The organism is Alistipes sp. HGB5 (assembly GCF_000183485.2).
Lineage (GTDB): Bacteria > Bacteroidota > Bacteroidia > Bacteroidales > Rikenellaceae > Alistipes > Alistipes finegoldii.
The window spans coordinates 14,494-36,094 of the sequence record NZ_AENZ01000011.1 but is presented as its reverse complement, the minus strand read 5'-3'; the positions used below and the strand labels follow the sequence as shown (position 1 = coordinate 36,094).

The window sequence follows — 21,601 nt, the reverse complement described above, 5'->3', positions numbered from 1 at the left end:
GCTATTTCAGCGCGTCGTAGATCACCTGCGGGTCGGTCGCGGTCATAAGCCGCTGCAACAGCTCTTCGTCCTCGAACGATGCGCTCAGCCGGGCGAGGATCTCCAGATGCTCGTCCCCCACGCCTGCGATTCCCACGATCAGGTGCGCTTTCTCGCCGTCGAAATCCACGCCGTCGGGGTATTGCAGAACCACGATGCCGGAGCGCAGCACGCGCTCCTTGGCGTCGGAGGTTCCGTGCGGAATCGCAAGCCCCATCCCCAGACAGGTCGTCGCCAGCTCTTCGCGGCGCAGCATCGCATCGACATACTCCGGCCGGGCATATCCGCCCGCGACGAGCAGTTCGCCAGCCCGCCGGATCGCCTCCTCCTTCGGCTCCGCAGGCAGTCCGACCCGGATATTTCCGGGTTGCAGGATGGCGCCGTCCGGAGCGGCGTCCTTGGGGGCGGATGCGGTTTCTTCGGGTTGCGGGGCCGAATCGGCCGCGGCGCCCCGCAGACCGGATTGGTCGCAAGAGAGTGCGGATTGTGCGGACCGGGAACCGGATACACCGCAAGAGGGCGTAGTTTCCGCAAGCCGGGCGGCGGGCATGTCGGGAGACGCTGTTGTTTCTGCCGGTCGGAACGCGGATGTTTCGGAAGAGGGCGTCGCTCCGGCAGATCGGGCGTCGCAGACGTCGGAAGGCAATACGGCTTCCGCAAGCCGGGCATCGGACATATCGGAGTCCGATTCGCCGCAGGATACGGTTCCGGGGCCTGCCGCCGTCGGCTTCGCGCTCTCCAGCCGGGCGAACAGGGCGTCCAGACCGGGATCGGAGAGGAAGTTGTCGATTACGATCAACTCGGCGCCTTTTGCGGCCGCGGCGATCCGCTCCGCCAGTACGGACTGACATACGACCACATCGGCATCGGACGGAATACGGTCCGCCGCACTGTTGCCCACCGCAACGCCGATTTCCGCGTCCCGTAGGCGTTTGCGGAAACGGGTCGCGCCGAGGGCGCTCGATCCCATGCCCGCGTCGCAGGCGAAGATCACTTTGCGGACGGGTCGTCCGGCTGCATGCGGCGATATGCCCGCTGCGCTCTGCGGGAGCTTCCCGACGGCTGGATCGCCTTCCGTTTCGGTCTTGGACGCGCGCCGGATAAAGGGTGCGGCGACGACCAGCGACACGGCGGCGGAGATCACGACGCCCAGCAGGACGATGAGCGTCTTGCCTTTGGGAGCCATCGCCAGCACCGAGAGGATGCTTCCGGGCGACGCCGGAGCCACCAGCCCCGCATCGGAGAGCGAGAAAAACAGCAGTCCCGCGGCGCTGCCCGCGATTGCGGCAACGATCAGCACCGGACGGGCGAGTATGTAGGGAAAATAGATTTCGTGGATGCCGCCGAAAAACTGGATAATCACGGCTCCCGGAGCCGACTGGCGCGCATTTCCCCGGCCGAAAAGCCAGTATGCGAGCAGTACGCCCAATCCGGGACCGGGGTTGGTTTCGAGCAGGAACATGATCGACTGCCCCGTTTCGCGGGCTTGTTCGATGCCGATCGGCGAGAAGATTCCGTGATTGACGGCGTTGTTGAGAAACAGCACCTTGGCCGGCTCCACGAAAAGCGACACAAGAGGCAGCAGTCCGTGGCGTATGACCAGCTCGGCACCGCTGCTTATGAGCATCGTCAGGCCGGAGACCACGCTGCCGACGACATAGTAGCCCAGAACGGCCAGCAGCATGCCGAGAATGCCGATCGAGAAGTTGCTGACGAGCATTTCGAAGCCTGCCTTCACGCGCCCCTCGACCATGCGGTCGAACCGGCGGATCGCATATCCCGCCAGCGGACCCATGATCATCGCGCCGATGAACATCGGAATATCGCTGCCGACGATCACGCCGACGGCGGCAATGGCGCCGATCACCCCGCCCCGCTCCCCGGCGACGTTGCGCCCTGCGGTGTAGGCGATCAGCAGCGGCAGGAGGTAGGTCAGCATCGGCCCGACCAGCTGCGCGAGCTGTCCGTTGGGCCACCATCCCTCCGGGATGAAAAGCGCTGTGATGAATCCCCACGCGATGAACGCGCCGATATTGGGCATGACCATGCCGCTTAGGGTCCTGCCGAATTGCTGGATTTGTTGTCGCATAACTTCGTTTCTTGCTTATATATACAAGCGAAACGGGACTATCACCTATTCGAAACCGAAAAAAACGGTGCGCTTTTCATAAAAAAAACCGTCCTCCTGTGGAGGACGGTCGTATAAAACGGAACGGACAGCCGCTATTTGCCGTAATTGGCGTCGATATAATCGGAGAGCGTAAAGGCCTTCGGCAGTTCGGGGGCTTCCAGCGGCGTGACGTAGGTGTCAATCACCAGCGGTTCACGCTTCAGGACGAGCTTTTCGAGGAACGCGTCGATCTCGTAACGGTTGTCGTACATCGGGCGGGTCGCCATGACGTGATTGGTGTTGGCGACCGAGTAAAACCAATGCGGGATGCGCCGTTCGGTAAGCATATCGGCGATATGCTTCGAGCCGAAAAACCCGTTGCCGTCGTACAGCACGGCGTCGTAGGGGACGTTGCGGTCGGCATCGCCGTGGAAGAGCATCATCGGCGCGGGAGTCTTGGCCCAGCGCAGCTCTTCCTGCGTGTCGAAAATAGCTCCTGCATAGGATATTACACCCGCGTAGTTAAAGTCCTGCGGGAGCTTCTGCCGCGCCAGCGGATGCCCGTTGCAGATGCCGTATTCGCCCATCAGCACCGTAATGGCTCCGGCGCTCGAACCGCTCGCCACGATCCGGGTTTTGTCCACGCCCCACGCGGACGCATGGTCGCAGACGTAGGCCGTAGCGTCGTAGAGGTCGCCGGTCGCCATCGCAAGGGTCGTGATCCAAGCTTCGGGGAAGGTCTCCTCGCTGAGCGTTCCGGCCTGCATGGCCTTCTTCATGCCGAGCCGGTAGTCGATCGACACGACCACATACCCTTTCCGGGCGTAATATTCGAAATACGAAAGGAAGCTCGCATTGTCGCGCCGGCCGCCCACGAAACCGCCGCCGAAGACGAACATCAGGCAGGGTTTGGTCCGGCTGTCGGGCGTGAGCGCCACGTAGCGGTCCAGCCGCAGCGTGTCGGTCTGCTTGACGGCATAGACGAAGGTCTGCTTTTCGACCGTCTGCGCATAACCCGCCGCAGCGGCGAAGAGCGCGAATAATACAAGAATCCGTTTCATATCGTCTGCATAAAATTACATCATCTCCTCGTAGGCGAACTGCACGGCGCGGTTCAGAATCGCTACGAACGGCTGCGTGCAGCGGAACTCCGCCAAAGTCTTCTCCAGCAGGTCGTCCGCGAGCAGGAACTCCTCGGTGATCCGCTTGGCGATGTAGAAATCCTTGAGCTTCAGCATGTCGGCGTACTCGCTGTCGGCGGGGAATCCCGTGGGCACCCGCTTGAGCTTGTTCTCCTCGACAAGGTCGAACCCTTTGGCTTTCCGGATCGCCGCTGCAATTTCCGCGCCGTTGTCCGTAATTTCGTCCCGCACGCTGCGCAGCACGACCGGTTCGGGGCAGTAAAGCCCCGCCGAAAGCGCGTTGCTCCAAATCAGGCTGTCGCAGCACGGTTCGATATGAAAATAGTAACCGGCGAATCCCGACTTTTTGCCTTTCGGAGCGATGTACGCACCTATATATGTCTTATAGGGCGACTTGTCGGGGCTGAACCGCGTGTCGCGGGCGATGCGGTAGGTGCAGTCCTGCACCCGCAGGCCGCGCACCGCAGGGTCGAACTCAGCGATTCCCTCGATCAGCCGCTCCGTGAAGGCGGCGAAGCGCCCCTTCACGTGCGTCCATTCGGCGCGGTGGGCGTCGAACCATGCACGGTCGTTGTTGTCGTGCAGGCGGCGGAAAAAGTCGATTACCTCTTTCATATTACCAAGCGAAAAGCGGATAATCGGCCATCAGGGCGTTCACGTCCCTGCGTACGGCGGCGATGTTGTCCTCGTTTTCGGGATCGTGCAGTACGCGGTCGATCAGCCCGACGATGTAGTCCATCTTGTCCTCCTTCAGGCCGCGGGTGGTGATGGCCGGCGTGCCGAAGCGCAGACCCGAAGTCTGGAACGGCGAACGGCTGTCGAACGGCACCATGTTCTTGTTGGTCGTGATGTCGGCCGCCACCAGACACTTCTCGGCCAGCTTGCCCGTCAGTTCGGGGAACTTGGTGCGCAGGTCGACCAGCATCAGGTGGTTGTCCGTGCCGCCCGAAACGATCTTGTAGCCGCGCTTCACGAATGCTTCGGCCATCGCCTTGGCGTTCTTCTGCACCTGCGTCTGATACTCCTTGTAGCTGGGTTCGAGCGCCTCGCCGAAAGCCACGGCCTTGGCGGCGATGACGTGTTCGAGCGGACCGCCCTGAATGCCGGGGAATACGGCCGAATTGAGGATCTGCGACATCATCTTCACCGCGCCTTTGGGCGTGGTAAGCCCCCACGGGTTTTCGAAATCCCTGCCCATGAGGATAATGCCGCCGCGCGGTCCGCGCAGGGTCTTGTGGGTCGTCGAAGTGACGATATGCGCGTATTTCACGGGGTTGTCCAGCAGTCCTGCAGCGATCAGGCCGGCCGTGTGGGCCATGTCCACGAGCAGCAGCGCGCCGACTTTGTCCGCGATTTCGCGCATGCGTTTGTAGTCCCATTCGCGCGAATAGGCCGAAGCGCCGCCGACGATCAGTTTCGGCTTGCATTCCAGCGCCTTGCGCTCCATGGCGTCGTAGTCGATCACGCCCGTCGCCTCGTCGAGCTGGTAGCCCACGGCGTTGAAGTATTTGCCCGACATGTTGACCGGCGAACCGTGCGAAAGGTGGCCGCCGTGCGCCAGATCGAGTCCCATGAAGGTGTCGCCCGGCTGCAGCACGGCGAAGAATACCGCCATATTGGCCTGCGCGCCGGAGTGGGGCTGCACGTTGGCGTATTCGGCGCCGTAGAGACGGCAGATGCGCTCGATGGCCAGCGTCTCGACCTTGTCCACGACTTCGCAGCCGCCGTAATAGCGCGCTGCGGGATAACCCTCGGCATATTTGTTGGTCAGCACGGAGCCCATGGCCTCCATGACCTGTTCGCTTACGAAGTTCTCCGAGGCGATCAGTTCGATGCCGTGCATCTGACGGCTGCGCTCGGCGGCGATCAGATCGAAAATCTGGGTGTCTCTTTTCATATCTCTAAGGATTTGTGATGATTCGTTTACGGACGGTAAAGTTAGTAATATTTGGCGAAATTCCGGCGGCGGCGGAGCGTTTCAAAATATTTTTCTTAACTTTGTTTGTCTTTCGGACGAAAAAAGGAAAAACAGAATATTTTGCAAACATTCTTAATACTTTGAAAGCTATGAAATTACTCGAAGGTAAAGTGGCTGTCGTCACGGGCGCGGCCCGCGGTATCGGCAAGGCCATCGCACTCGAATTCGCCAAGGAGGGCGCCGACGTGGCGTTCACCGACCTCGTGATCGACGACAACGGCAAAGCCACCGAAGCCGAGATCGCGGCGCTGGGCGTCAAGGCCAAGGGCTATGCGTCGAACGCGGCGAATTTCGAAGAGACGCACAAGGTCATCGAAGAGATCGTCAAGGATTTCGGCCGCATCGATATTCTCGTGAACAACGCCGGCATCACCAAGGACGGCCTGATGATGCGCATGAGCGAAGCCCAGTGGGACGCCGTGCTGACCGTAAACCTCAAGTCGGCGTTCAACTTCATCCACGCCGTGACGCCGATCATGGCCCGTCAGAAGGGCGGCTCGATCATCAACATGTCGTCGGTGGTGGGCGTCAGCGGCAACGCGGGCCAGTGCAACTACTCGGCGTCGAAAGCCGGCATGATCGGTCTTGCCAAGTCGATCGCCAAGGAGATGGGTCCCCGCGGCATCCGCGCCAACGCCATCGCTCCGGGCTTCATCATGACCGAGATGACCGACAAACTGCCCGACGAGGTGAAGGAGGGCTGGTACAAGCAGATTCCGCTTCGCCGCGGCGGCACGCCGGAGGACGTGGCCAAGGTCGCGCTGTTCCTCGCATCGGATCTTTCGTCGTATGTCAGCGGACAAGTCATCCACTGCTGCGGCGCGATGAACTGTTAGGAATCTCCCGGCAATCGGAAAACAGCAGCGGTTCGGTGCCCCGCGGCATCGGACCGGCAATAAAAGCGTCCGCCAAGTCTGCTTGAGCGGACGTTTTGTTTAACGCCATACCTTATGAAACATACCGTAGACATCGAAACTTGGGAGCGGCGGGACAATTACGCCTTTTTCCGCAACTTCCTCAATTCGTGGATTTCGGTGGCGACCGAGATCGACTGCACCGAAGCCCGTGCGGCGGCCAAAGCCGCGGGACGCTCCTTCTTCCTCTATTACCTCTACGCCGTGCTGCGCGCGGTCAATGAAATCAAGGAGTTCCGTTACCGCACGGACAGCCGCGGAAACGTGATCTGGCACGACACGGTGGACGTCATCTCGCCCATCGCCGTTCCGGGCCGTACGTTTTACACCGTCCGCATCCCCTACCATGCCGATTTCGAACGCTTCTACGCCGAGGCCCGCGCCATCGTCACCGACATTCCGCAGGACGGTGATCCCTACGGCGCCGAAAAGGTGCTGCAGGCGCAGGGCGATTACGACGTCTTCCTGCTGAGCGCCACGCCGGACCTCTATTTCACCTCCCTGACCTACGCGCAGGGAGCGCCGGGCCAACCGACGGAATATCCGCTGATGAACGCCGGCAAGGCGGTGATGCGCGAAGGGCGGCTCGTGATGCCGCTCTCGATCTTCGTCAACCATGCGTTCGTGGACGGCGCGCATATCTCCCGGTTTTTCAAGCTCGTCGAGGAGTGCCTGAAGCGGATTTCAGCCTGACGGCATCATGCTTCGCACGCCGGCGTCGCGGCCCGTCCGGGACTGCGGGTCCCGAAGCCCGATCGCAGGCCGGGCGCACCGTGCCCAGAGTTTGGCCGCCCGCACCGGCGGAACTTGCATCTTTTTTGCTATATTTGCCGCACATGGAAGGCGTTCCGGACAAATCAGGAGACAAATTTTCGTTTTGCCGCCCGCCTTTCGCTATATTTGCCGTATGAAACGTCTGATAACCACACTGACACTGCTCGCCGCGACGCTCTGCGCCGCAGCGCAGGAAGCGACCCTGCCGACGCCCGACGCCAAGACGCTCGGCATGGGCGGCGTCGCCATGACGACCCTGTCTGGGTCGCACGCCATATACAACAACTCCGCGACGGCCATTTTCTCGCAGATGCCGTCGCAGATATCCTCGTCCTATTACGGACAGGGGCAGTTCGACTACTACGCCGTGACGGGATTCTGCCGTTTCGACAACGTCAATCTGGCGCAGATCGGCTGGCGGCAGTACCTGCGCGAGCGGGGCAACAACGACATGGCGGTCGATCTGGGCTACTCGCGCCGCATCGGCGGCAACTGGGCCGTCGGCGTGGTGGCCCGCTACATGCACCTCAAGCGTCCCGAAACCTCGGCGGACGCGCTGGCCGTGGACCTGAGCGCCGCATGGTCGCACCCGCTGGAAAATGTCGGAAGCTATTCGACGTTGCGCGCGGGCGCCAAGCTGGGCAATCTGGGCGGCTATCTGAAAGACACGCCTTACACCCTGCCGATGGACCTGACGGCGGGCGTGGCGCTGGATACGTTCCTCAGCGACGTGCACGAGATAACCGTCGGCACGGATCTGGGCTACTACTTCTCGCCTTCGAAAGTCCGGGGATTCCAGATGTCGGTCGGCGCCGAGTACAACCTGATGCAGCTCATCCAGCTCCGGGCGGGTTATCACTACGGCGAGCGCCGCGACTACTACCCTTCCTACGGTTCGGTCGGCGCGGGCGTCCGGTTCCTGCACCTGCGTCTCGACTTCGCCTACCTGATCGCCAAGAAGCAGACGCTGCTGCACAATACCTACAGCATCAGTTTCGGACTCGACTTCTGAGGCGCGGTCTCGATACGGCGGCTTCGGCAAGCCGCTGCGAAAACAACAATCCGGGGACGGGACGTCTCCGGATTGCTTTTTTTCTGCATGTCACTGCGGATTTTCGAGGTATTCGAGAATTCCCCCGCAGCCGTCCTCCAGCATGTCGAGCACCAGCTCGAAGCCTTCGGCGCCTTCGTAATAGGGGTCGGGAACATGGTCCCAACGGGAGTGGCGGCGGAAAAACTCCCGCATGCGGAAGATCTTTTCGGCGGCCCTGCGCGACGGCGCGAGCCGGTGGACGTTCTCGTAGTTCATGTCGTCCATGACGACGATCATGTCGAACCGGTCGAAATCCTCCTCCCGGATCTGCCGGGCGCGGTGGCCGAGGTCGTAACCCCGCCGTGCGGCGGCGCGGCGCATGCGGGCGTCGGGCAGTTCGCCCGTGTGCCCCGCGTAGGTTCCGGCCGAGTCGATTCCGATCCGGCCGCTGAGTCCCCGCTCTTCGACGATGTGGTGCATGATGCCGTCGGCCGCCGGGGAGCGGCAGATATTTCCGAGGCAGACGAAAAGGATATTGGTCTTCATGGGCGCAAAGATAACGAAAATCGGGCGACAAGACGAAAATTCAGGGGCGTTTCTGCCGGAACAGGCTGTCCGGGAGCGCGTCGAAGCGGGCGGCGGACGGGAAATATCCGCCCGGAGACCTTGTGTCGGTCAAGGAGGCCGGTCGGCATCCGTGTCATCGGCGGCTCCGGACTTCGGGGCGGAAATATCCGTCCATGCCGGGCCGTCTGCGGTTCGGGAGCGCGCCCGGAACGGCGCAGGCCGGGTGCGAATCGCTCCCGGAACGCCTTTGGAATACAAATTGCACGATGCCGGAGCATGGGAAAAAGAATCGAAGACTGGATCGGGCAATACCGGCACATGGATTGGGCCGTGCTCTACATGAGACTGTTCGCGGGAGGGATGATGCTCTTCCACAATATCGGCAAAATGCAGGATTACAACGAAATCGTCAATTCGTACCCGTCGTTCGCCTCGGCCGGCAGCGCGGCGACGTTCGTCGTCGTGACGGTGGCCGAGGTGCTGCTGGCGGTGGCGATCATCATGGGCATCTGGGTGCGGATGTCGGCGCTGATTCTCTCGCTGGGCATCCTGCTGATGTTCGCGTGGGGCGGATTCGGCGCCGGGGAGCTGGAGTTCGTGTGGCTGGGCGTCTACGTCTTCCTGATTATTTCCGGCGGCGGACTTTACGCTTTCGACACGGCGCTGACTCCCGCCAAGCCAAAAAAGTGAACCATACGGACAATATTATAACGGCTGATTGTCCGTATGTTGGCGGAAAAGTTGTAACTTTGCCCAGATTTGTTTTCTTTTGAAACCAAAAAACAGGATTACGATGAAGATGAAAGTAATTGGGATGCTGGCCGCCTTCACGCTCGCCGCATCCGCAGCGGCGGCTCAGGAGCTGCCCCGCAAAGTGAATAATGTCGAAGTGCTCGACCTCGACGGCAATCCGGCCAAGCTGCCGCACTGGGGCGAGAAGAACCTGATGATATTCTACGTGGACCCCGACCGTCACAAGCAGAACAACGATTTCACGGTCGAACTGGAGGAGAACCACCGCGCCCAGAGCGACAATATTTTCGGTTTCGGCGTGATGAACCTCAAGGACGCCCCGATGGTCCCCAACGGCATGGCCCGCAACATGGCCAAGAAACGCACGGCCAAGAACGGCGCGCTGGTGCTCGCCGATCAGGACCGTATCCTGAGCAAGGCTTGGGAGCTGGGCGACTGCAACAACCAGTTCGTGCTGATGATCGTATCGAAGGAGGGAGAGCTGGTCTTCCTGCGCAAGGGGGTTCTCTCGGAGCAGGACAAGGCCGATTTCTACGAAACGATCGAGAAGTACAAATAACCGGATGCTGCGCAAAACCGCCGTTCTGGCTTTAGCCCTTTGCTTCGCGCTGCAGGGAGCGGCCCAAGAGGGAGTGTATATCAACGGCAGCGACACGCTGCATTACAGCTATACCCCGCTTCCGGAACAGCCCCAGCCGCAGAAACGGCTCTCGTTCCCGCGGCGCGTGGTGAAATATTTCGAGGGATCGACGCGCGACCGCACGTTTGAGAAGAAAATCGACTTCACCTTCGCCGGAGGCCCCAGCTATTCGAAGAATACGAGTCTCGGCATCGGACTGCTGGCGGCCGGACTCTACCGCATAGACCGTACGGACTCGGTCACTTCGCCGTCGGACATTTCGATCTTCGCCAACGTCTCGATTTCGGGATTCTATGCGCTGGGCGTCACGGGCAACAACATCTTCTCCCGCAACGGCAAGCGCATCGACTATACGGTGATGTTCGCTTCGGCGCCCCGCGACATGTGGGGCATCGGCTATAACGACGGCCGCTACAACGAGGAGAGCTCCTACAACGAGAAACGTTACCTGATAAAGGCAAGCTACCTGCACCGGGTGCTGCCCAACACCTATGTGGGCGGCATCCTCAGTTTCGAGCATACGCAGGGCAAGAAGTTCAAGCCGCTGGGCGAGAGCTACCTCTACGGGCAGAAGACGCACTACACCGCCACGGGCGTCGGGGCGATTCTGGAATACGACTCGCGCGACTTCATACCCAACCCTTTCCGGGGCGTCTACGTCAGTCTGCAGGAGACGCTGTTTCCCAAGGGACTGGGCAACTGCGGACGTTCGCTGTGGCGCACGACCTTCACGGCCGACTACTACAGGCAGTTGTGGAAGGGCAGCATCCTCGCAACGGACCTCTACGCGGAGTTCAACTCCGAGGGAACCCCGTGGCTGATGCTGGCCCGCATGGGCGGCTCGCAGCGGATGCGCGGTTATTATCAGGGCCGCTATACGGACAACGACATGATAACGTTTCAGGTCGAGCTGCGCCAGCGCATCTGGCGGCGCATCGGCTGCACCTTCTGGGGCGGCGCAGGCAACGTATTCAGCGATCTGGAGCGGTTCGACTGGTCCGAGACGCTACCCAACTACGGCGTCGGCCTGCGCTGGGAATTGAAGAAACGGGTCAATGTGCGACTCGATTACGGCTTCGGCAAGAAGACGAGCGGCTTCCTGCTGAGCATAAACGAAGCTTTTTAGGTTAGTGTAACGATATGAATGCTGATCCGAACAGGGTAAACAGACGACGCACGGTCAAAACCCGCAGCCGTTTCACCACGCTGCTGACCGTCTATTTCTTCGTCGCGCTGATTATCCCCAACTGCGTGCTGGCCAATACCGAGCCTTACTCCGGCTGGACGGTCGAGGCGCTGATTCTGATGCCGCTGGGCTTCTACATGATGTGGAGCGTGGCGCTGAGCCGTTCCGGCGTGATGATCTGGCTGGGGTTTCCCTTTATCTTCCTCTGCGCGTTCCAGATCGTGCTGCTCTATCTGTTCGGCAACTCGATCATCGCCACGGACATGTTCACCAATCTGGTGACGACCAATCCCGGAGAGGCGGGCGAACTGCTGAGCAACATCTACCCTTCGGTCATTCTGGTCTGCGTGATGTATCTGCCGCTGTTGTGGTTCGCGGCGCGCGAGATCGGCCACAAACGCTACATTTCGCGCACGACGCGCATGAACGTCGGTCTTTCGGGTGCCGCGCTCATGGCGCTGGGCATGCTGGCCCTGTGGCCGGCCTATCATGTGAGCGAACAGCGGCACGTGCTGCGCGACGAGATTTTCCCGCTCAACGTGGCCTACAACGTCTACCTGAGCGCCTCGGAATTCCGCAAGGCCTACAACTTCGAAAAGACCTCGGCGGATTTCACCTACGAGGCCAGCCGCGAGGCCGAAGCGCCCGGACGCGAGATTTACGTATATATTATAGGTGAAGCGTCGCGCGCCATGAGCTGGGAGCTTTACGGCTACGAACGGGAGACCAATCCCCGGCTCTCGCAGGTGGACGATCTGGTGATTTTCCGCGATGTGCTGACGCAGAGCAACACCACGCACAAGAGCGTGCCGCTCATCCTCTCCTCCGTCTCGACCGAGGAGCACGACCAGCTCTACCGCCGCAAAGGGCTTCCTGCCCTCTTCAACGAAGCGGGCTTCGAAACGTGGTTCATCTCCAACCAGTCGCCGCAGGGCGCCATGATCGACAAGCTGGCCCGCGACGCCGATCACCTGATCTATATCCGCTCGCCGCGCCACGACATGCAGCTGCTGGACGAAATGCGCCGCATCGTCGAGACCGCCCCGGCGCAGAAGATGCTCTTCATCCTCCACTGCTACGGCTCCCACTTCAGCTACCACCAGCGTTATCCGCGCGAATTCGCACGTTTCAAACCCGACGACGACGTGGCGATCTCGCGGGAGCATGCGCACACGCTCCGCAACGCTTACGACAATTCGATCTGTTACACGGACCATTTTCTCGCCGAGACGATCGCCTTCCTGCGCGGACTGCGGCAAACCTCCTCGGCGCTGCTCTACTGCGCCGACCACGGCGAGGACATTCTGGACGACGACCGCGAACGCTTCCTGCACGCCTCGCCCACCACGACCGCCTATCAGCTCTACGTGGCCTCGCTGGCGTGGTTCTCCGACGCCTACCGGCGGAATTTTCCCGCCAAAGCCGCGGCTGCCGGGATCAATGAGACGGCGCCGGCCACGACCCACGCCCTGTTCCACACCATGGCCGACATGGCCTCGATCCGGGGCCGCTTCGTCGATCCGACGGTATCGCTCGTGAACCCCGACTACGACCGCAAGCGTCCGCGCCGTTACCTGAACGACCACAACGAGGCCGTTCCCTTCCGCAAAACCGGTCTCGAACCGGAGGACATGGAGGTTTTCGCCCGCTTCGGCATCAAACCTTAGGCAAGTTCACAGCCCGTATGAAACCAACAAAGGCTGCCCCCTTGGGACAGCCTTTGTTGCGTCATTGCGTCTGTAATTATTTCGCAGCGTCTACGGAAACCTTGCGGAACTCCTTCATCAGCTTCGAAATTTCGAGAGCGGACTTGCGGGCGCGCGTACCGGCGGCCTTGTTGCCCTTCTCTACCTGTGCTGCTGCATTAGCTGCGAATACTTCGTACTCTGCATTGATCTTTGCTACTAATTCTTTCATAACTTTTTTTATTAATTGGGTTTGTTATCAACGCAAAGATATAAAAATTATCTAAACAACATCATTTATTGCCAAAAAATTCAACGTTTTTTAGCATAAAACCCCCTTTCCAAGAGCCTGTCACCCGGTTCGCGGTACGTTTTTTGTCCCCGCAAGAGCGTAAAACATTCCGGTATGAACAGACTTTTAATCGTGGCGGGACTCGTTTCCGCGCTCCTGTCCGCCGGGTGCGGCCGGCACAAGCCGAAACCCGCAATGCCGCCCCTGCAGGTCGAAACGGCCCGCGCCGTTACGGACAGCATCCCCAACCGCATGAGCTTCATCGGTTATCTTTCGAGTAATTTCGACGCCGTGATCCAGCCCCGGATCAATGGCTTCCTGTTATCCAAGCAGTATGCGAACGGCATGCCCGTAAAACGCGGGCAGCTGCTTTTCACGATCGACCCCGACCAGCTCTCGACCACGATGCTCGCCGCCGAAGCCGCGCTCCAGTCGGCCAAGGCGCAGGCGCTGGAGGCGCGGAACAACTACGAGCGCGCCGTGCCGCTGGCCAAGATCAACGCCATCAGTCAGGCGCAGCTCGATCAGTATACGGCGCAGTACAAGGCCGCCGAAGCCTCGGTGCGCTCGGCCGAGCAGACGCTCAGCAGCGCCCGCATGAACGTCGGCTACACCGAGCTGCGCTCGCCCATCGACGGCATCATCGAACACACGGCGGCGCATGTGGGCGACTACGTCGGTCCCGGCACGCAGTTCAGCGTGCTGACGAGCATTTCGAACATCGACACGCTGACCGTCGATGTGGCCATTCCTATGGCCGAATACCTCAGGGCGGCCGGAGGACGCAGTTCGATCTACGACAACGAGGGGCTGCTCTCGGACATTCGCCTGACGCTGGCCGACGGCACGCGCTACCCTTACGGGGGACTCTACGACTATACCCGCAAGGACGTGTCGAGCAGCACGGGAACGCTCGTGCTGGTGGTGATGTTCCCCAACCCCGACCGGTCGCTCAAACCCGGACAGTTCGCCCGCGTCTCGGCCAACGTCGGCCCCGTGCAGCCGCGGGTGATCGTGCCCCAGCAGAGCGTCAGTCAGGCGCAGGGCGTCAATTCGGTCTGGGTCGTGCGGCCCGACAGCACGGCGGCCTACCGCCGCGTGGTGCTGGGCGACACCTACGGCACGATGTGGTGCGTGGACGAGGGCCTCGCCGAGGGCGAGCAGGTGGTTACGGCAGGCCAGCAGAAACTGCGCGACGGCATGAAGGTAATCCCCGTAAAACGCTGACGTCATGGAGAAATTCTTCATTTCACGTCCGATTTTCGCCATCTCGCTGGCCATCGTCATCGTACTCGTGGGGCTGATCTCGATCCTGAACCTGCCGATCGAGCAGTATCCCGACATCACGCCTCCGGTGGTCGAGGTCTCGGCGACCTACGACGGCGCCGACGCCGAGACGGTCAATAACGCCGTGGCCACGCCCGTGGCGCAGAGCGTCATGGGCGTCAGCGACATGCTCTACCTGCAGACCACGAGCGCCAACGACGGTTCAATGGTCATGCAGGTGACCTTCGACATCGGGTCCGATCCCGACCTCGACGCCATCTTCACCCAGAACAACGTATCCTCGGCCGCAGCCCAGCTTCCGGCGACGGTGACCAAGCAGGGCGTCACCACGCGCAAGACCATGACGGGTTTCCTGCTGGTCTTCTCGCTGCACAGCGACGGACGCTACGACGACGAATTCCTCTCGAATTATGCCTACATCAACCTTCAGAACGAACTGCTGAAGATCAACGGCGTGGGCAAGGTCTCGATCATGGGCGCCGGAGAGTACGCCATGCGCGTATGGCTCCGGCCCGACGTGCTGAAATACTACGACATCCCGGTTTCGGCCGTCACCGCCGCCATCGAAAATCAGGGCGGCATCTACCCTGCCGGACAGTTCGGAGCCGAACCAGCGCCCGACGGCACCTCCTATACCTATACGGTGACCATGCCCCCGCAGATCACCACGGCCGAGCAGTTCGGCGACATCGTCGTCGTGACCACCTCTGAGGGCGAACAGATCCGCCTGCGCGACGTGGCCGACGTATCGCTCGGAAGCCAGAGTTACGGCGTAAGCTCGCTCTTCGAGGGCAAGCCTACGGCCCTTATCGTCATTTATCAGGAGCCGGGCAGCAACGCCGTGGCCGTAGGCGACAAGGTCAAGGCCGAAATGGCGCGGCTCGGCGAACGCCTGCCCGACGGCATCACGACATCGACGGTCGTGGACACCACGACCAGCATCGACGCCGGCATCAGCGACATCTTCACCACGCTCATCATAGCCCTCGTGCTGGTGATCTGCATTATCTACCTCTTCATTCAGGACTGGCGCGCCACGGTCATTCCGCTGGTCGCCATCCCCGTGTCGCTGGTCGGCGCCTTCGCGCTCTTTCCGCTGCTGGGGTTCTCGATCAACATCATTTCGCTGCTGGGACTGGTGCTGGCGATCGGTCTGGTGGTGGACGACGCCATCGTGGTCGTGGAGGCCGCGCAGGTCAATATCGCCAACGGGATGAAACCCCGCGCCGCGGCGCTCGAAGCCATGAAGAACGTGGCTTCGCCCATCGTCGCCACGACCGTCGTCCTGCTGGCCGTATTCATCCCCGTATCGTTTACGGGCGGCATCACGGGGCGGCTGTTCCAGCAGTTCTCGGTGACGATCGCCGTGTCGGTCGTGATCTCGGCCTTCAACGCCCTGACGCTCTCCCCGGCCTTGTGCGCCCTGCTCCTGCGCCGCCGCGAACCGCCCAAGAAGGGATTCTTCGCCGCTTTCAACCGCTGGTTCGCCCGGCGGATGGACAAATACACGGCCTTCACGCCGACGCTGATCCGCCACGTGGCCCGCACGGGCGTATTTATCGCCGCGGTACTGGCCGTCATCTTCCTCGTGTGGCGCAAACTGCCCGCCGGATTCCTGCCCGAAGAGGATCAGGGATACGTGATGGTGATGGTTTCGACTCCCGAAGCCTCGTCGCTGCAGGTGACACAGAAGGCCATGATCCGGGCCGACGAAGTGATCCGCACGCTGCCCGAAGTCGCTTCGACCTCGTTCGCCGCGGGATTCAACATGATGGCGGGCATCGCTTCGACCGACAGCGGCATCATCTTCGTGTCGCTGGTCGGTTATTCCGACCGCAAACTGACGGCCATGGAGATCGCCCAGAAACTCACCGACGAGCTTTACATGGCGGTTCCGGGCGCCGAGTGCTTCGCCTTCATCCCGCCGTCGATCCCCGGTCTGGGCATCACGTCGGGCGTTTCGGTCGAGGTGCAGGACCTCGAAGGGCGCGGCACGGCCTACCTGCTGGAGCAGAGCGAACGGCTGATGGACTCGTTGCGCAAGCTGCCCTCCGTCGCGTCGGTGACCACGCAGTTCAACGCGGGCGTCCCCCAGCGGCGGCTGCGCATCGACAAGGAGCAGGCGCTGGCTTCGGGCGTGGACTTGGGCGTACTTTACGGCGACCTGACGACCCTGCTGGGCGGCGCCTACGTCAACAACTTCTCGCGTTTCGGCAAACTTTACCAGACCTACATTCAGGCCGCCCCCGCCTACCGCATGGACAAACGCTCGCTCGACAGCTATTACGTCGCCTCCTCGTCGGGCGAAAGCGTCCCCGTCTCGTCGCTGGTCGAGGTCGTGGATACCGTGGGCGTCGAATACGTCTCGCAGTTCAACCTCTACCGTTCGATCGGGCTTACGGTCACCCCCGCGGCCCGCACCTCGACGACGACCGTCATGCAGGACATCACCCGCACGGCCGCGCAGGTACTGCCCGACGACGTCGGCACGGCATGGAGCGGCACCTCCTTTCAGGAAGCCAACGCTTCGAAGACCGGAGGGCTGGTCTACCTGCTGGCGCTGGTCTTCGTGTTCCTCGCGCTGGCGGCCCTGTACGAATCGTGGGGGCTGCCGCTGGCGATTCTGATGAGCGTTCCCGTGGCGGTGCTGGGCGCCGTGCTCTTCATCGGCGTCTCACACCTGCTCAACGCCCTCTACGTCAATGACATATACATGCAGATTTCGCTGGTGATGCTGATCGGGCTGGCGGCCAAAAACGCCATTCTGGTCGTGGAGTACGCCGACAGGCTCTTCAACGAGCAGGGCGCCTCGCTCATGGACGCCGCGATCGGGGCCGCCAAACTGCGCGTACGTCCGATCATCATGACCGCCTTCGCCTTCATCCTCGGCGTCATGCCGCTGATCTTCGCCAGCGGCGTATACGCCACGGCGCGCAACATCATGGGCGTCGCGCTCGTGGGCGGCATGCTGTTCGCCACGCTGCTGGGCATCTTCGTCTACCCCGCGCTCTACTATTTCGTGGGACGCATCGGCGGTTTCGAACGCCGCCGCGAACGCAAAAAACAGGAACAGTCATGAAAGCCGGATACCTCATAATCATTTTTGCAGCATTTACGGCGGCCTGCACGCCGCGCTTCTACCCGCCGCGCGTTTCCGTGCCCGACGATTACATCTACGGGCGGGGATTCTCGGAGGACACGACCCGCTTCGGCCCCGAATGGTGGACGCTGTTCGGCGATACGGTGCTCAACAACCTCGTCGCACGGGCGCTGGACAACAACCGCGACGTGGCCGTGGCGGCCTCGCGCGTGGAGGAAGCGCGGCTGAACCTCAAGAGCGTGCGGGCGCAGTACCTGCCGCAGGTCGGGCTGGGCGTCACGGCCGAAGGCGAATATACGCCCGCCACGAAGATCGTGCAGTCGTACGCCGTCGAGCCGTCGCTCTCGTGGGAGGTGGCGCTCTTCGGGCAGCTGCGCAACGCCAAACGCGCCGCAAAAGCCCAGATAGCCTCGTCGGAGTGGGCGCTGCGGGGCGTGCGGCTGGCGCTGGCGGCCGAAGTCGCCACGACCTATTTCACCCTGCTCGAATACGAACGCGATCTGGCGATCGCCCGGCAGAGCTGCGCCCTGCGGCGCGAATCGGCGGCCCTGATCGACTCGATGTTCCGCTACGGCATGTCGGACGGCGTGGCGCTGGAGCAGGCCCGGAGTCTGGTCTACACCGCCGAAGCGGACATTCCGCAGTACCGACGGGCCGTGGCGCAGACGCGGCTGTCACTCGACATCCTGCTGGGCGAAACGCCGCGGCGAACGGACAGCGCGGGGGCTGGACTGCGCCTGCTGACCGATTACCGTCCGGCGGACATTCCCGTCGGACTGCCCTCGGAGCTGCTCGAACGGCGGCCCGACATCATGCAGGCGCGTTACGATATGCTCGCCGCAGCCGCCGAAGTGGGCATCGCACGCGGCAACCGGTTCCCGTCCATTGCTCTGACGGCCAAAGGCGGAATCGCATCCAATTCGATCAAAGGTTTAACTTCGGCCAACCCTTGGGCGTGGGATGCGTTAGGCTCGCTGACACTCCCCGTCTTCAATTTCGGCAGACTTCGCCGCGCGGAACAGGCCGCCATGGAACGTTACACGCAGTCGGCGCTGACCTACGAGCAGACCGTGCTGACGGCCTTTTCCGACGTCGAGCAGGCGCTGGTGGCCATCGCCACCTACCGCAGGCAGACCGAACGCTACGGCGAGCTGGTTCTCGCCAACGACCGCATCGCCGCGATGACGCAGGCGCTCTACCGCAGCGGCCTGTCCGACTACCTCGACGTGATCGACGCCCAGCGCAGTCTCTATCAGTCGCAGATGGAGTTCGTCAATCTGGTGGCGCAGCAATATATCAACTACGTCAATCTCTGCAAGGCGTTGGGCGGCGGGTGGTGAGACGAATATACCCACAAATGGGGATTGCACATCTCGGCGTAAAATCGTATCTTTGGAGCCAAAAACCAAAGAGCGACAATGCGTCTATCCGAACTTAAGACCGGGGAATCGGCCACGATACTCAAAGTGACGGGACACGGCGGTTTCCGCCGCCGCATCATGGAGATGGGTTTCGTCCGCGGACAGCGGGTCGAAGTGATTCTCAACGCCCCGCTGAAAGACCCCATCGAATACAAGATCATGGGCTACGACATCTCGCTGCGCCGCAGCGAAGCCGACATGGTGGTCGTGCTCTCAGACAGCGAAGCCAGCGAATACCTCGCCGGGGGCGGCTCGCGCCATCACCACCACGAACACCACCGCCGGCACTGCGGATGCGGCGCCGACGGACAGCCCGCGGAACCGGAATACCCGACGGCCGAGACGCCCGGTCCGGATGACGGCTGCGCGACGATCGACGAAGTCATCAACCGTCACAGCCGCACGATCGGCGTGGCACTGGTGGGCAACCCCAACAGCGGCAAGACCTCGCTTTTCAACGCCATTTCGGGCGGTCACGAACACGTCGGCAACTACAGCGGCGTGACGGTCGGCGCCAAGATCGGGCACCGCCACTACCGCGGCTACCGTTTCGAAGTGACCGACCTGCCGGGCACCTACGCCCTTTCGGCCTACACGCCCGAAGAGCGTTACGTGCGCAGCCACATCGCCGAGAGGACTCCCGACGTGATTATCAACTCGGTGGTGGCGTCGAACCTCGAACGCAACCTGTACCTGACTACGGAGCTGATCGACATAAACCCGCGCATGGTTGTGGCGCTCAACATGTTCGATGAGCTTAACTCAAGCGGTGCAGAGCTGGATTACGACAACTTGGGCCGCATGCTCGGCGTGCCGATGGTGCCCGTCGAGGCGCGCAACGGCAAGGGCATCGAGCAGCTGCTCGACACGGTGATCGCGGTATACGAGAATCAGGACGAGCGCGTGCGCCACATCCATATCAACATGGGGTCCGTCATCGAAGAGGGACTGCGCCGCCTGAACGGCGAGATGAACGCTTTCCGCGGCGAGCTGCCCAAAGCCTTCCCGCCCCGCTACTATGCGATGAAGATGCTCGAAGGCGACCGGCAGGTCGAGGAGCAGCTGCGCGGCTGCAGCCGCTGGCCCGAATGGGCCGCGATCCGCGATCTGGAAGCCAAGCGCATCAGCGAAGCGCTGGGCGAAGACGTCGAAACGGCGGTCGCCAACCAGAAATACGGATTCATACAGGGCGCGCTCAGGGAGACCTTCACTCCGGGCAAGCGCGAGGAGGCTTCGACCACGGCGCTGATCGACACCTTCGTGACGCATAAACTGTGGGGATTCCCGATCTTCTTCTTCCTGATGTGGTTCATGTTCTGGTGCACGTTCAGTCTGGGCGCCTATCCGCAGGAGTGGATCGACGCGCTGGTGGGCTGGATCGGCGGCGCGATCGACTACATGATGCCCGCCGGACCGCTGCGCGACCTGCTGGTGGACGGCATCGTGGGCGGCGTGGGCGCCGTGATCGTCTTCCTGCCCAACATCATGATCCTCTACCTGTTCATCTCGTTCATGGAGGATTCGGGCTACTTGGCCCGCGCGGCCTTTATCATGGACCGCGTGATGCACCGCATCGGCCTGCACGGCAAATCGTTCATTCCGCTCATCATGGGCTTCGGCTGCAACGTCCCGGCGATCATGGCCTGCCGGACGATTGAGAGCCGAAGCAGCCGGCTGATTACCATACTGATTACACCGTTTATGTCATGCAGCGCGCGAATTCCGATCTACCTGCTTCTGGCCGGCACCTTCTTTGCCGAGAATGCCGGGCTGGTGATGATCGGACTCTATGTGCTGGGCGTCGTGCTGGCCGTCTTCACGGCGCGGCTGATGCGGCGGTTCATGTTCCCGGTGGACGAAACGCCGTTCGTCATGGAGCTGCCGCCCTACCGCCTGCCGACATGGAAAACGACGCTCAGGCATATGTGGGACAAGTGCGCGCAATATCTGCGCAAGATGGGCGGCATGATTCTGGTCGCGTCGGTGGTCGTATGGTTCCTGAGCTACTACCCCCGCACCGACGCCGGAAATACGCCCGAACATTACGAAAACTCCTACCTCGGACGTCTCGGACGCACCTGCGAGCCGGTGTTCAGTCCGCTGGGGCTGAACTGGAAAGCGGGCGTGGCCCTGTTGTCGGGCGTCCCGGCCAAGGAGATCATCGTCAGTACGCTCGGCGTACTCTACTCCGAAGGGGCTCCTGCGGCGGCGCAGCCTTCCGGGACGATCGAAATAGTTGCCGAATCGGGTGAGATGGCGGACACCGCGAAGCTGTCGATCAACGATTTGCCAAACGGCAAGGTCGCCGTGATCGGCGGCGCGGACGGCCCGACGGCCATCTACATAGCGAAGACGGCCGACGGCCGGCCGGGCCTAAATCCGGGAACGGCGGCCGAAGATGCCGCGGCGGACGGAGACGAAGAGACGGCGAATCTCGCGCGACGTCTGACGGCGAGCGGCGATTTCACCCACGCCTCGGCGCTGGCGTTCCTCGTATTCATCCTGCTCTACTTCCCCTGCATCGCCACGGTCGCGGCCATCGGCTCGGAGGCGGGCTGGCGATGGGCCGTCGCCAGCGTGGCATACAACACCCTGCTGGCATGGCTGGCGGCATGGGCCGTCTATCATTTGGTCATGTGGCTCTGATATGGGATGGCAGGATTATACGGTATGGGCGATC

Annotated in this window: 17 protein-coding genes; 11 read left to right on the top strand and 6 right to left on the bottom strand. The window is 61.7% G+C overall.

The window, feature by feature from the left end; translation table 11 throughout:
* Nucleotide 1: 1 nt before the first annotated feature.
* The 4 genes from HMPREF9720_RS02715 to glyA all read right to left on the bottom strand — a co-directional run bounded on the left by HMPREF9720_RS02715 (nucleotide 2) and on the right by glyA (nucleotide 5,188).
* Complete coding sequence (locus tag HMPREF9720_RS02715) at nucleotides 2–2,128, bottom strand: PTS mannitol transporter subunit IICBA (protein ID WP_009596637.1); 2,127 nt, start codon at nucleotides 2,126–2,128, stop codon at nucleotides 2–4.
* Nucleotides 2,129–2,262: 134 nt separating this feature from the next.
* Nucleotides 2,263–3,210 carry an alpha/beta hydrolase gene (locus HMPREF9720_RS02710; RefSeq protein WP_009596656.1) on the bottom strand — a complete coding sequence of 316 codons (948 nt, stop codon included), beginning with the start codon at nucleotides 3,208–3,210 and terminating at the stop codon, nucleotides 2,263–2,265.
* Between the two features lie 15 nt (nucleotides 3,211–3,225).
* Nucleotides 3,226–3,906: a DUF2461 domain-containing protein gene (locus HMPREF9720_RS02705; RefSeq protein ID WP_009596625.1), complete on the bottom strand. Its 681-nt coding sequence runs from the start codon at nucleotides 3,904–3,906 to the stop codon at nucleotides 3,226–3,228.
* A gap of 1 nt (nucleotide 3,907) precedes the next feature.
* Complete coding sequence (glyA, locus tag HMPREF9720_RS02700) at nucleotides 3,908–5,188, bottom strand: serine hydroxymethyltransferase (RefSeq protein ID WP_009596629.1); 1,281 nt, start codon at nucleotides 5,186–5,188, stop codon at nucleotides 3,908–3,910.
* A 170-nt stretch (nucleotides 5,189–5,358) separates the two neighbouring features.
* Here glyA and fabG point away from each other — a divergent pair, with 170 nt between their 5' ends.
* The 3 genes from fabG (at nucleotide 5,359) to HMPREF9720_RS02685 (ending at nucleotide 7,969) form a co-directional block, all read left to right on the top strand.
* Nucleotides 5,359–6,105: a 3-oxoacyl-[acyl-carrier-protein] reductase gene (gene fabG / locus HMPREF9720_RS02695; RefSeq protein WP_022044589.1), complete on the top strand. Its 747-nt coding sequence runs from the start codon at nucleotides 5,359–5,361 to the stop codon at nucleotides 6,103–6,105.
* A gap of 114 nt (nucleotides 6,106–6,219) precedes the next feature.
* Entirely contained in the window at nucleotides 6,220–6,876 is a 657-nt protein-coding gene (locus tag HMPREF9720_RS02690; RefSeq protein WP_009596653.1) for a chloramphenicol acetyltransferase, read from the top strand.
* Nucleotides 6,877–7,090: 214 nt separating this feature from the next.
* Entirely contained in the window at nucleotides 7,091–7,969 is an 879-nt protein-coding gene (locus HMPREF9720_RS02685) for a PorV/PorQ family protein (protein ID WP_009596626.1), read from the top strand.
* 90 nt (nucleotides 7,970–8,059) lie between these two features.
* Here the strand turns inward: HMPREF9720_RS02685 and HMPREF9720_RS02680 are convergent, their stop codons facing one another.
* Nucleotides 8,060–8,536, bottom strand: coding sequence for a low molecular weight protein-tyrosine-phosphatase (locus HMPREF9720_RS02680; RefSeq protein WP_009596646.1), 477 nt, complete (start codon nucleotides 8,534–8,536; stop codon nucleotides 8,060–8,062).
* A gap of 297 nt (nucleotides 8,537–8,833) precedes the next feature.
* On the opposite strand from HMPREF9720_RS02680, the gene HMPREF9720_RS02675 reads away from it, so the two are divergent.
* From HMPREF9720_RS02675 to HMPREF9720_RS02660, 4 genes are all read left to right on the top strand, one after another.
* Nucleotides 8,834–9,247: a DoxX family protein gene (locus tag HMPREF9720_RS02675; RefSeq protein WP_009596652.1), complete on the top strand. Its 414-nt coding sequence runs from the start codon at nucleotides 8,834–8,836 to the stop codon at nucleotides 9,245–9,247.
* 103 nt (nucleotides 9,248–9,350) lie between these two features.
* Nucleotides 9,351–9,869 (top strand): hypothetical protein, encoded by a 519-nt coding sequence (locus HMPREF9720_RS02670; RefSeq protein ID WP_009596622.1) that lies wholly within the window; start codon nucleotides 9,351–9,353, stop codon nucleotides 9,867–9,869.
* A 4-nt stretch (nucleotides 9,870–9,873) separates the two neighbouring features.
* Entirely contained in the window at nucleotides 9,874–11,076 is a 1,203-nt protein-coding gene (locus HMPREF9720_RS02665) for a BamA/TamA family outer membrane protein (RefSeq protein WP_009596651.1), read from the top strand.
* Between the two features lie 14 nt (nucleotides 11,077–11,090).
* Nucleotides 11,091–12,803 carry a phosphoethanolamine transferase gene (locus HMPREF9720_RS02660; RefSeq protein ID WP_009596639.1) on the top strand — a complete coding sequence of 571 codons (1,713 nt, stop codon included), beginning with the start codon at nucleotides 11,091–11,093 and terminating at the stop codon, nucleotides 12,801–12,803.
* A 76-nt stretch (nucleotides 12,804–12,879) separates the two neighbouring features.
* Here the strand turns inward: HMPREF9720_RS02660 and HMPREF9720_RS02655 are convergent, their stop codons facing one another.
* Nucleotides 12,880–13,053, bottom strand: a complete 174-nt coding sequence (locus HMPREF9720_RS02655; RefSeq protein ID WP_009596623.1) for a histone H1 — start codon at nucleotides 13,051–13,053, stop codon at nucleotides 12,880–12,882.
* Nucleotides 13,054–13,227: 174 nt separating this feature from the next.
* Between HMPREF9720_RS02655 and HMPREF9720_RS02650 the strand changes: the two genes are divergently transcribed.
* The 4 genes from HMPREF9720_RS02650 (at nucleotide 13,228) to feoB (ending at nucleotide 21,567) form a co-directional block, all read left to right on the top strand.
* Nucleotides 13,228–14,340, top strand: coding sequence for an efflux RND transporter periplasmic adaptor subunit (locus HMPREF9720_RS02650; protein WP_009596638.1), 1,113 nt, complete (start codon nucleotides 13,228–13,230; stop codon nucleotides 14,338–14,340).
* A gap of 4 nt (nucleotides 14,341–14,344) precedes the next feature.
* Entirely contained in the window at nucleotides 14,345–17,479 is a 3,135-nt protein-coding gene (locus HMPREF9720_RS02645) for an efflux RND transporter permease subunit (RefSeq protein WP_009596635.1), read from the top strand.
* The gene (locus HMPREF9720_RS02640; protein WP_009596650.1) at nucleotides 17,476–18,840 is read left to right on the top strand and encodes an efflux transporter outer membrane subunit; all 1,365 of its coding nucleotides are present in this window, start codon (nucleotides 17,476–17,478) and stop codon (nucleotides 18,838–18,840) included. The genes HMPREF9720_RS02645 and HMPREF9720_RS02640 overlap by 4 nt, the downstream gene beginning before the upstream one ends.
* 78 nt (nucleotides 18,841–18,918) lie before the next feature.
* Nucleotides 18,919–21,567: a ferrous iron transport protein B gene (feoB, locus tag HMPREF9720_RS02635; protein WP_009596657.1), complete on the top strand. Its 2,649-nt coding sequence runs from the start codon at nucleotides 18,919–18,921 to the stop codon at nucleotides 21,565–21,567.
* Nucleotides 21,568–21,601 lie beyond the last annotated feature (34 nt).